Here is an 11231-nt window from a genome sequence, read left to right as displayed (position 1 = left end):
CCTTACTCAGAGTCCTGTTTCAATTTTCACGCTCTTGCGGGCTCCGCAGCTCTCGCGAACAACCAGCCGAACAGCTGTCGTCACCGTCTCCGCCTCGGCCTTGCCCGCATTAATCTGCTTGAGAAGCAGTTGGGCGCCGCGGCGCCCGATGCCCTGCGGATCGACCGAGACGGTCGTCAGCGCCGGAACCGCCGCCTGAGCCTCGATGACGTCGTCGAAACCCACGACCGCGAAGTCGGAGCCGGGTTCCAGACGGCGCGCACGCAATCCGTCGCAAACACCGAAGGCTACGGCATCGTTGAAGCAGACGGCTGCTGAGGGTTTGTCGGCAAGAACGATTGCTTTTCCGATCGCCTCTACCCCGCCGGCTCGCGAAGGCGCCGACGAGATGACAAGTTCTTGGTGATAGTCGAGACCGGCTGCCTCCATGCCGCTTCGGTAACCGGCAAGGCGGTCGTCGAAGACAGCGGTGTCGGGAAAGCCGCCGAGAAAAGCGATGCGCTTGTGACCAAGGTCCGCCAAGTGCTTGACTGCAGACATCATGCCAGCCCGGTTGTCGGAGACGACGGACGAGACTTTGGCGCCAGGCAGGTTTCTGACGACGACCACCACCGGAATCCCTGCGGCGACGAGTGGTTTGAAATCTGCGGCATCGGTGGCGCGCGCCGGCGACACGATGAGCCCCGAAATGCCATGTTCCCGCATCGATGCGACAACTTCGCGCTGCCTGTCGATGCTCTCGCTGGTGTTCGACAGGAACTGCACAAATCCGGCCGACTGAACGACCATATCGACGCCAACCGCCAGTTCCGCGAAGAAGCTGTTCGTCAGGTCGTTGACGACGACCCCGATGATCCTCGATTTGGCGCCGGCCTGCCGGAGATTGGCTGCGCCGCGATTGTAGACGTAGCCCAGCTCACGCATCACGGCGTTGACCTTGGTGCGCGTCCCCTCATTGACCAGGGAAGAGCCCTGAAGCACCAGCGAAACCGTCGATTTCGAGACGCCGGCGGCCTTCGCAATGTCGATGACGGTTACCCGCGCCTTTGTCATTTCTCCTCCCCGACGCCAACGTCGAATGGTTGCCTAATATTTGGAACGTTCCAATTAAGTCAAGCGAAATTTATACGAACTGTTATCTATTAGAAGCATCTGCTGCAATTTTCTCCTCCGCAACCGCCGGAATCTTACTCTGAAAATTGGAACGATCTAAAAGATGATCACGACTGAGAGGCATGTTTCGATATTTTTCGATCCGCAAAATCGTGCGTGGCGCACGACCGACCGATGCGTTGGGAGCAAGAATGTGGAAGATTCGGGCTCGCCCGGTATCTCCGTCGAAAGCGATCTATGCGGCGCAATGGGCGGACATTCCGGCAAAAGCACGAAGGGCTGCTATTCTGCGTTCATAGACGCTGCGACAAACCCAGTGGAGCAGATGGAGACATGAAACTGCGCGCCGAGTTGACCGTTCTGGCGCTACGGCTTCTCCACGAATTCGCCGACATGGTCGGAGAGGATCGTCCCTTGTTTATCGATGCGCACTCGAACATCCCTCGCTTCGATAGACATTAGCGAAACTTTATCGTTTGTGACGAATGCTACGAATACGTGCAACGCGCCAGATCTGAAGCAGGGCCGGATGATGTCACACTCGTTTGAATCCATTCTGGAGAGCCTGCCTCAGGGCATCGTTCTGCTTGATCCTGCCGGTATGGTGACGGCTTTCAATTCACGCTCGCTTGATATTCTCGGCCTTCCGCACGGCGCTATCCGCAAAGGCATGAATATCGACGGATTGCCGGGCGCTGCAGACTGCCGTTCAGTGGCATCCCGGCGGTCGACGACCGGTGGACCGCCGACGTCTCAGTTTGCCCTTTCCGACGGCGGCATGGTCTCACTGACCTGCGCCCCATCGCGGGATGGAGGCTGGATCCTCAGTTACGAAGACATCTCGACTCTCATTCGTGTCGAAGACAGCCTGACCGAACAACATCGCCGGTTCGACGCAGCGCTCAGCAACATGCCGCATGGGCTGTGCATGTTCGATTCGACCAAGAACCTGATATTGTGCAACGCCTCCTACGCGCGGATGTACAATCTGCCGGACCTGCTAACGCAACCGGGGACACCACTTGTGGATATCCTGGCCTATCGCAGCCGGGAGGGAAACGGCCCGGCCGATACCACGACCTATTTTGATGTGGTCTTCGAAGCGACAACCCGCGGTGCGCCGGCCAGCCAAAACATCGTCCTGGCCGATGGGCGCGTTATCAAGATCACCCACAATCCGATGCAAAACGGTGGATACGTGGCCACCCATGAGGACGTGACCAAGACCGTTCGACTTGCGGAAGAGCTGCGCCGGCATCACGATCAGCTCGAAGCGACAGTGCAGAGCCGCACGGCGGAAGTCGAGCGGCAGGCGCGGGAACTCGAGCGCATGCTGGCGCAGGAGCGGAACATCAACGAACTGCAACGGCAATTCGTGGCGATGGCATCGCATGAATTCAGGACCCCGCTTGCAATCATCGACGCTGCTGCCCAGCGGCTGTTGCGAAAAAAGGGGGCGGTCGAGCCCGAATTTCTCAGTGACAAGGTCGATCAAATCCGCGCATCGGTGACCCGGATTGTCGATCTCATGGAGAGCATCCTGTCAGCCGGACGCCTTGATACCGGCAAGATCGACATCAGCTACGACGCATGCGCATTGAGATCATTGATAAAAACCTGTTGCGAGCGGCAGTCGACGATCTCAAAATCGCACAGCTTTGTGTTGGATATCGATGGACTGCCGGAGTTCATAGATGCCGATCCCCGTAGTTTGGCACAGGTCTTTACCAACCTGCTTTCCAATGCCGTCAAGTACGCGCCCGGAACCTCAGAAATTCGCGTCACCGCATGGGCAGAGACGGGAAACGTCAAAGTTTCGATCAGCGATGATGGCGTGGGGATCGATGCCGAAGACGTGCCCCGGCTGTTCCAGCGCTATTTTCGGGCCCGGACGTCGACCGGGATTGCTGGCACGGGTATCGGCCTCAATCTGGTGAAGCAGATCATCGAATTGCACAACGGCTCGATAGAGGTCCGAAGTGCAAGAGGATGCGGATCGACATTCACCGTAACTCTTCCAATCAAGAGAAACGGCGACGTTTCCGCGGTCAATAGCGCTGCCTGACGTTTCAGGATTGCTGTCCTGCATATCTACCCTATCCTTCTCCCAATAGAGGAGGATCATGCCATGGCTTTCATTCACACCCCCAACGCATCCGCCAGCGAGAAGACGACGTCGATGTATGCGTCGGCCGAGGCGAATTATGGTTATCTGCCGAACATGTATCGGGCCTTCGGCCATCGGCCTGAAGTGATGGAGAGTTGGGCGGCGCTGCTTTCGAGCATTCGCGGCCATATGAGCTTGCGGCGCTACGAACTGGTGACGCTGGCAGCGGCCAAGGAGCTCAAATCCTCCTATTGCATGCTGGCGCACGGCTCAGTGCTGCTGCGCGAGGGTTTCACCAGCGACGGGCTGACGGCTGTTGTCAACGAGACGGACAAGGCGCCGATCGATGCCGGCGAACGCGCGATCATGGCCTTTGCCGCCAAGGTGGCGCGCGATGCGACGTCGGTGACCCAGCAGGACATAGACGGGCTGAAGAAACACGGGCTGAGCGATGCCGATGTCTTCGACGTCACGGCTGCGGCAGCGGCCCGGTGTTTCTTCTCGAAAATGCTGGATGCGCTGGGTGCTGCACCCGACCACGCCTATATAGAGCGGCTGGAGCCGAATGTGCGAAAGGCGCTCAGCGTCGGCCGAGAGGTCGAGCGGCCTCTGGCGCCGTCACCGTCTCGCGCGCAATGATGCGATGACGGAGGCGTCAGGACGCTTGGTCCTGCGGCCCCTATTCCTGCGGTTTGTCGGCAAAATGCCGGATCGCAAACTCGGCGATATTCTGGCTCGACCGATCGGCATCGTCGAGCAGCGAGGGAAACAGCTGCCACTGATGCGGCATGCCGGGCCATACCTCGGTGGTGACATCCACGCCCGCCTGGCGCGCCTTGTCGGCGAGCCGCAGTGTATCGTCCAGCAGGACTTCGCCGGAGCCGACCTGCAACAACAGCGGCGGAAAGCCGGTCATGTCAGCATAAAGCGGCGATGCCTGGGGATCGGTCGGAGACCGGCTGCGGAGATAGGTCTTGCGCAAGGTCTCGATCCAGTCCTTGCCGACCAGCGGATCGCTTCCGGCGTTTGATGTCATGGATCCGCCTGTCGCGGCAAGATCGGTGATGGGGCTGAGCGCAATCACAGCCGACGGCAACGGCTTTGCCGCCTGCATCTGCCTCAGCACCGTCTCGATCGCGATATTGCCGCCGGCGCCGTCTCCGGCCACGATGACATTCTCGCTCCGATAGCCGTTGTCGAGAAGCCAGCGATAGGCGGTCAGCGCGTCGTTGATCTGCGCGGGATAGGCATATTCGGGCATCAGCCGATAATCAATGAGAAGAATGTCGCTGGATGCGGCCTTGGCGAGCGAGCCGGCAAGCAGGCTATGCGTGCGAATGGAGCCGCTGGAAAAGCCGCCGCCATGGATATAGAGGATCACCCTTTGGCCGATCGGGTGATGAAGACGGGCAGGCCACATCAGCTCGGCGTCGACGCCGTCGGCATCGACCTGCCGGACCTGGATGCGCGTCGGTCCCGGCGTCGTCTCCATCAGCGTCCTGAAGGCCGTTCGCCGCTGCTGCAGGCTATCGGCGCCGGCAAAGTGATCCTTCCAGAGGCCGACGAGTTTTTCGACCTGTTCGCGCGAGGCCGGGCTTTGCGGCCCAATGTCCCGCCCGACCGCCGCCGAGGCGAGCAGCATCAGCGCAGCCAATGCGGGGAACAGACATTTGAGCCGCTTTGGGGCTCTTCCAATACCAGCTGGCAAAATCCGACCGTTCATCAACCTCTCCCGACGATGCTGGCCATGGCGGCATCTTTGGCCGGTTCGTCCACCGGAGTCAAAAGGGTGACAGGCGCAAACCCCAAGCTTTTTCGTTCCACGAACATCGCCGCACCCGTCCGGGCCTGGGTGCGGTCGATGGCCGCCTTGAGGGCCGTCCACATCAGGCCGCGACTCGATGACGGAGATAGGGCGGATCCTCTGGACGTCCCTCCACTCTGCCTGGAATGAAAGTCAGCGGCTGCCCGTTCACTGTGGATTCGTCAGACTGCTCTTAAAAAATTGAACAATGCCTGCCTGCACGGCTTGCCATTTGCCGCGCTTCCGTCGGAAATGGACGACGTGCCTGGCTGTCCCCCTACCCCCGGCGCCTCGTCTTGCTTGTGAGTGAAGGATACCGATGACCACCATTTACCTTGCCGGCCCGGAAGTCTTTCTTCCGGAAGCCATGCCCACAATGGCCGAGAAACGCCGATTGGCGCGCCAGTTCGGCTTCGAGCCGACCGGTCCCGGCAGCGACGAAAACCAGACGCCGGTGAAGCGGACGGCCGCAGAGATCTACGCACGCAACGACGACGCCATGCGTCGAGCCGAGATCTGCCTTGCCAACATCACTCCCTTTCGAGGCGTCAGCGCCGATCCGGGTACGGTCTACGAGATTGGCTTTATGATTGCGCTGGGAAAAGCGGTCTTCGCCTATACCAATCACCCCGACGACTATGGTCTGCGTGTTCGCTCGATCTGGTATGCGGGACTCGATATCGATGAGACGAGCGGGCGCCCACGCGGACCGGATGGCATTGCGATCGAAAATCACGGCATGGCCGACAACCTGATGATCGACGGAGGGGTTGAGGCGACGGGAGGCAAGGTGTTTCGTGCGGCCGCACTCCCGGCGGACCCTGCCCGCGACCTTGCGGTTTACTTCGAGGCGCTTCAGACCATCGCCGGCATGCTGGCCTCTTTTACTCCGCCTTCATCGCGTCGATGAGAGCCCTGAAGCCCGCCGACATGTGGCGGCGGCTCGGATAGTAGAGATAGAGCGGTTCCTCCGGCTGGCACCAGTCGTCCAGCACCTGGATCAACTCGCCGTCGGCGATCGCCTTCTCCACGCGCGGCTCCCAGACATAGGCAAGGCCGACGCCGCCGAGCGCTGCCTGCATCATCAGCTCGTGATCGTCGAGCGACAGCGGTCCGGTCGGCTGAAAGCTCACCGCCTGGCCGTCCTTCTCGAATTCCCAGGCGTAACGCGCGCCTGAAGGAAACATGTTCTGGATGCAGAGATGGCGCTTGAGTTCGTGCGGTGTCGCCGGTTTCGGCCGGGTCTCGAAATAGGCGGGCGAGCCGACGACGACCAAGCGGATGCGCGGCTTGATACGCAGCGCGATCATGCCCTCGGTGACGCGTTCGCCGAAGCGGATGCCGGCATCGAAGCCCTCTTCGACGATATCGACCAGCCGGTCCGTGGCGTTGATCTCCAGCTGCAAATTGGGATTCTTTTTGAGCAACGGACCGACGACACGACCGATGACGAAGGGGCCGATCGAGTTCGGAACGTTGATCCGCACCTTGCCGAACGGCGTGTCGCGGTAGCGGTTCAGCGCATCCAGCGCCGCAGCCATTTCGCCGAAGGCCGGGTCGAGATGCGAGACCAGGAGTTCGCCGGCCTCGGTCAGCGAAACGCTGCGCGTCGTGCGGTTGAGCAGGCGGATGCCGATCCGGTCTTCGAGATTGAGCACGGCGTGGCTGACCGCGGAGGCGGTGACACCCCTCTCCTCGCCCGCCTTGCGGAAGCTTTTATGCCGGGCGACGGCAGCGAAGGCCGCGAGTTCGGAAAGTTCGGTGGCGCGCATTCCTGAATGTCACTCATCATAGTTTCAAGAATAACAAATCTTATACAGCAACGGATTTTTGGTCAAATTCAACCGGTCAGCACAGAGATGCGACGCCAACCGAATAGCTCTCGAAAGGAATTCGTCATGAAAGTATGGTTCATCACTGGTGCATCCCGCGGCTTCGGCGCGCTGATGGCCAAGGAAGCCCTTGCGTCAGGCGATGCCGTTATCGCCACTGCCCGCAACCCGAAGACCATCACCGAGCAGTTCGGCGAGCATCCGAACCTGCTGGCCGTTGCCCTCGACGTCACCAACGAGGCGCAGGCCAAGGAGGCAGCGGCTGCCGGCATCGCCCGCTTCGGCCGTATCGACGTCCTCGCCAACAATGCCGGCTACGGCCTGCTCGGCGCTGTCGAGGAAGCCACCGCCGAAGAGGTCGAAAAGCTCTATGCCACGAATGTCTTCGGCCTCTTGAAAGTAACGCGCGCCGTGCTGCCCTATATGCGCCGCCAGCGCTCCGGCCACATCCTGAACTTTTCCTCGATCGGCGGTTACTTCGGCTATCCCGGCTGGGGCGTCTACGGCTCGACGAAGTTCGCTGTCGAAGGCTTGTCCGAATCGATGGCCGCCGAACTCGAACCTTTCGGCATCAAGGTGACGATCGTCGAGCCGGGCTTCTTCCGCACCGACTTCCTCGCCGAGACCTCGCTGGCGATCAGCCCGGCCTCCATCGCGGACTACGAGGGTACGCCGGCCGGCAACATGCGTAGTTTCGCTGCCGACGCAAACCATGCCCAGCCCGGCAATCCCGCCAAGCTTGCCGCCGGCATCATGACACTCGCCAATTCGCCCAATCCGCCGCTGCGCATGCCGTTCGGCAGCGACACGGTGGCCGTCATCGAGCAGCAGCATGCCAGCGTCGAACAGGAACTTGCCGCCTGGCGCCAGCTCGCGCTGTCCACGGATTTTCCAAGCGATGCAACGGCCTTGGCCTGAAAGGCACTGCCCGCCGCATCCCAGATCTCGGGATGCGGCGGCAGCGCCGCTGTGACCGCAGGAAAACGCATGATGCGGCAAATTAGCATTCGCCTCACACCTGGAATGACCTAGATCTAGGTTCGATCACCACCATGAAGAGGCGAGCATGTCCATCAAGTCCATCTGCATCTATGGCGCTGGCGCACTCGGCGGCGCTATGGCCGCCAAACTTGCAAGCCAAGCAGGAAACAACACCATCATCTCCGTCGTTGCGCGTGGAGCCCATCTCGACGCCATCCGCGACAACGGTCTCAGCCTGCACGAAGCCGATTCGGAAAGGCCGCTCAATGTCCGCCTTACCGCGACCGACGATCCCGGGACATTGTCGCCGCAGGATCTCGTCATCACCGGCCTAAAGGGGCATCAGCTGGCACCCGCTGCCGAAGGCATTGCAGCCCTCCTCAAGGAGGGCACCCGCGTCATCATGATCCTCAACGGCATTCCGTGGTGGTATTTTCACCGCGATACCCAGAGCCGGCATGCCGAGCTGCAGTTCGATGAGCTCGATCCCGGCGGCAGGCTCTGGCGGCTGATCGGGCCGGAGCGCGTCATCGGCTGCGTCGCTTATCAGGGTGCCGAGGTGATCAACCCCGGCGAGATCCAGCTTGCCAACAACGGCCGCTTCGTGCTCGGCGAGCCCTCCGGCGAAATCTCGCCCGATCTCGAGGCAATCGCCGCGCTGCTGACCGGCGCCGGCCTCAACATTACGACGACACCTGATATTCGCGGCGAGATCTGGAGCAAGTTGATGGGTAATGCCGCCTTCAACCCGATCAGCGCTTTGACCAAGGCGCTGATGACCGACATCATGGCGGATCCCGCCCTTTCGGCTACGGTCGGCAAGGTGATGAGTGAGGTCCGCGCCGTCGGCGAGGCCCTGGGTGCGCGGTTCAGCATGAGCGTCGAGCAGCGGCTGGAACAATCGCGCCATATCGGCGGCGTGCGGACGTCGATGCTGCAGGACCTGATCGGCGGCAAAGCGCTCGAAATCACGCCGCTGGTCGGCATGGTGGTGGCGCTCGGACGCCTGAGCGCCGTGCCGACGCCGGTTTCGGAAACGATCTTGGCGCTGGTGACCCGATTGGATCGGGAAAACCAGCGCGGCAGCTGATCGCGGAGGAAAGGGCGGCCGGGGAAAACCCGGCCGCCTTCCCTTACTTTCCGACCTGCTCGGCCCAGTTCGGCGCCTTGCCGCCACCATCGAGGAAGGTCATCGCCATATTCGCCATGAGGGGCGAAGCGAAGGTCTCGTAGTGGGTGAGATCGGGCAGGATCGCCAGCCGGTTCTTCGACATGTTTTCCCGCATCCAGCCCGCATCGCGCAGACCGCCGCCGAGCTTGTGGTAGAAGTCGATCATATGCTCGGGCCGGATCATGTCGGCATCGCCATAGATCAGCATAACCGGCATGGTGAGCTTGGCGACGGCATCGCTATAATCGATGGGTTCGCGCATCAGTGCGCCCATGGCGTCGAGCAGCTTCGGAAATTCGGAAACGTCAGGCGCTACCGCCTTGTAGGTGAGGAACATCGGCGTGTCCTTCATCATGTCGGCCATAGCGGCACCGACGGCCGCCTGCTGCGGCAGCATCTCCGGGAAAAAGCCGTTCTGCGCATAGGGAGCCGAGAGTATCACTAGCCGGCGCACCCGGTCGGGTGCATTCGCCGCCATGTTCAACCCCACCCCGCCGCCGAAGGAATAGCCGAAGACGTCGAGCTTGTCGTAACCGAGCTGCTTCATCAGGATTGCGAGATCGGCGCCGATGGCCGGAAGCTCGATCGGCCGCTTGCCGAGGGGCGTGCGGCCATGGCCCTGCAGATCGACGGCGATCACCTGCCGGTGGTCGGTGAAAACAGGCATGACCGGCGCGAACATCTCGATCTGCCCGAGGCCGCCGTAAAGGAGCAGCAGCGGCTCGCCCTCGCCGCGGATCTCGTAATAATAGTCGATGCCGTTGACCGGCAGACTTCCCTTCCTGACGATCGGCGCTGCAGCCTTCTTCTCCTCGATAACAGGCGTGCTGCTGTCGGCGCCTGATATATCGGGCGCAGCCAGGAATGCGGCAGCGGTTGCGATCATCGAAATCAGCGTCATCTTCGACATGTCCTTGCTCCCATGTTTGCGTCGATACCGCAAGGACGGCGGCGCTCATGTCTTTCCGACACCGCACTTCGAAATTTCTCGCATTGGTCTTTATGTCATTCCTATATTTTCACGCCTCGCTCCGAATGGATTTCCTATCGCAAGCGGCAGTAGCCTTTCGTCATCACTGCAAAGGTCAAATGCCATGCGAGATGTCATGTCTTCCGGTTTCCAGCCCCTTCGCCCGCACAGGATCACGCGCGGCAGCCGGCAGATGCGCGAGAAACGCACCGCCCAGGCGCTGATCGTCTTCGGCGTGGTGCTCGCCTGCGTCGAGCTCTACGTCATTTTCGGCTGGCTCTGAGGCTGGCCCGTGGAAACGGCGAGAATGCCGCGCCTTGGCGGCGCGATCACCGCCCTCGTTACACCGTTTCGTCGTGACGGTCTCGACAGGCCGGCGCTTCGGGCGCTTGCGGAATGGCAGATCCTCAGCGGCGTCGACGGGCTAACCGTCTGCTCGACGACGGGGGAAGGCCCGACGCTTTCGCCGCAGGAGCGCGGAGAGGTGATTGATCTCGTCATCCGGTCTGCGACCGGCCGCGTGCCCGTCATCGCCGCCACCGGCACCAATTCCACCGAAAGCACGATCGTGCTCACCCGAGAGGCGGAAGCGCTCGGCGCCGCCGCCGCACTCGTCACCGTGCCCTATTATTCCAAGCCCGGGCAGAAAGGCATCGTCCACCACTTCGAGCAGGTGGCAGCGGCGAGCCGACTGCCTGTCATCATCGACCATGCGCCGGCGCAAACGGCGAGCGATCTTTCGACGGAAACGCTCGGCAGGCTGGCGGCCATACCAGGAATTTTTGGCATCTGCGACGCCACGGGCGATATCGCCCGCTTTGCCGGCCTCTCGCCGTTCCTGCGGCAGCGCTTCCGCTTCTTTTCCGGGCATGATCCTTCCGCACTCGCCTTCACCATCGCCGGCGGCGACGGCGTGATCTCGCCGGGCGCCAACGTTCTGCCAAAGCTCTTCACCTCGATGCAGCAGGCAGCACGGGCCGGAAATCTTTCAGCCGCGCGTTCTCTGCAGGATCGGCTGCTGCCGCTGATATCGGCGCTTGGGCCGGAGGGCGATGCGGTGAGGATCAAACACGCGCTCCGGCTGATGCGCAGCCTGGAGAGCGAGCTTCGCCTCCCGCTTGTCGCTGCTGAGCCGGAAATGCGTTTCGCCATCGGCAAGGCGCTTGCGCCCTTCCTAGACGAAAGCTGCGCGGAGATGGCGTTATCCCTATGAGATTTTTATATTTTTGTTTTCGCCGCCAAATGGAAACCCT

General features: G+C 61.4%; 11 protein-coding genes. 7 read left to right on the top strand and 4 right to left on the bottom strand.

Annotated features, from left to right (window positions below; genetic code table 11):
• Positions 1-6: 6 nt before the first annotated feature.
• Positions 7-1053 carry a LacI family DNA-binding transcriptional regulator gene (locus RLCC275e_RS07525; RefSeq protein WP_012757046.1) on the bottom strand — a complete coding sequence of 349 codons (1047 nt, stop codon included), beginning with the start codon at positions 1051-1053 and terminating at the stop codon, positions 7-9.
• Between the two features lie 589 nt (positions 1054-1642).
• Here RLCC275e_RS07525 and RLCC275e_RS07520 point away from each other — a divergent pair.
• The gene (locus RLCC275e_RS07520) at positions 1643-3178 is read left to right on the top strand and encodes a sensor histidine kinase (protein WP_033179523.1); all 1536 of its coding nucleotides are present in this window, start codon (positions 1643-1645) and stop codon (positions 3176-3178) included.
• Between the two features lie 63 nt (positions 3179-3241).
• Positions 3242-3859 (top strand): carboxymuconolactone decarboxylase family protein, encoded by a 618-nt coding sequence (locus tag RLCC275e_RS07515; RefSeq protein WP_033179522.1) that lies wholly within the window; start codon positions 3242-3244, stop codon positions 3857-3859.
• Positions 3860-3899: 40 nt separating this feature from the next.
• On the opposite strand, the gene RLCC275e_RS07510 is transcribed toward RLCC275e_RS07515, so the two are convergent.
• The gene (locus RLCC275e_RS07510) at positions 3900-4874 is read right to left on the bottom strand and encodes an alpha/beta hydrolase (protein ID WP_171816877.1); all 975 of its coding nucleotides are present in this window, start codon (positions 4872-4874) and stop codon (positions 3900-3902) included.
• Positions 4875-5343: 469 nt separating this feature from the next.
• On the opposite strand from RLCC275e_RS07510, the gene RLCC275e_RS07505 reads away from it, so the two are divergent.
• A complete protein-coding gene (locus tag RLCC275e_RS07505; RefSeq protein WP_033179520.1) occupies positions 5344-5934 on the top strand; it encodes a nucleoside 2-deoxyribosyltransferase in 591 nt (196 codons plus the stop codon).
• On the opposite strand, the gene RLCC275e_RS07500 is transcribed toward RLCC275e_RS07505, so the two are convergent.
• Positions 5909-6796, bottom strand: coding sequence for a LysR family transcriptional regulator (locus tag RLCC275e_RS07500; protein WP_033179519.1), 888 nt, complete (start codon positions 6794-6796; stop codon positions 5909-5911). The genes RLCC275e_RS07505 and RLCC275e_RS07500 overlap by 26 nt on opposite strands.
• A gap of 126 nt (positions 6797-6922) precedes the next feature.
• Here RLCC275e_RS07500 and RLCC275e_RS07495 point away from each other — a divergent pair, with 126 nt between their 5' ends.
• Together RLCC275e_RS07495 and RLCC275e_RS07490 are read left to right on the top strand one after the other, a co-directional pair.
• The gene (locus RLCC275e_RS07495; protein WP_033179518.1) at positions 6923-7774 is read left to right on the top strand and encodes an oxidoreductase; all 852 of its coding nucleotides are present in this window, start codon (positions 6923-6925) and stop codon (positions 7772-7774) included.
• Between the two features lie 148 nt (positions 7775-7922).
• On the top strand, positions 7923-8927 hold the full coding sequence (locus tag RLCC275e_RS07490) for a ketopantoate reductase family protein (protein WP_033179517.1): 1005 nt from the start codon (positions 7923-7925) through the stop codon (positions 8925-8927).
• Between the two features lie 43 nt (positions 8928-8970).
• Here RLCC275e_RS07490 and RLCC275e_RS07485 read toward each other — a convergent pair whose 3' ends face one another.
• The gene (locus RLCC275e_RS07485; protein WP_033179516.1) at positions 8971-9918 is read right to left on the bottom strand and encodes an alpha/beta fold hydrolase; all 948 of its coding nucleotides are present in this window, start codon (positions 9916-9918) and stop codon (positions 8971-8973) included.
• Positions 9919-10114: 196 nt separating this feature from the next.
• Between RLCC275e_RS07485 and RLCC275e_RS07480 the strand changes: the two genes are divergently transcribed.
• Positions 10115-10261, top strand: a complete 147-nt coding sequence (locus tag RLCC275e_RS07480; protein ID WP_164902883.1) for a hypothetical protein — start codon at positions 10115-10117, stop codon at positions 10259-10261.
• Between the two features lie 9 nt (positions 10262-10270).
• Positions 10271-11191, top strand: coding sequence for a 4-hydroxy-tetrahydrodipicolinate synthase (gene dapA, locus RLCC275e_RS07475; RefSeq protein ID WP_033179515.1), 921 nt, complete (start codon positions 10271-10273; stop codon positions 11189-11191).
• Positions 11192-11231 lie beyond the last annotated feature (40 nt).

Source organism: Rhizobium brockwellii (assembly GCF_000769405.2).
Lineage (GTDB): Bacteria > Pseudomonadota > Alphaproteobacteria > Rhizobiales > Rhizobiaceae > Rhizobium > Rhizobium brockwellii.
This window is presented reverse-complemented; position numbering and strand designations above follow the sequence as displayed.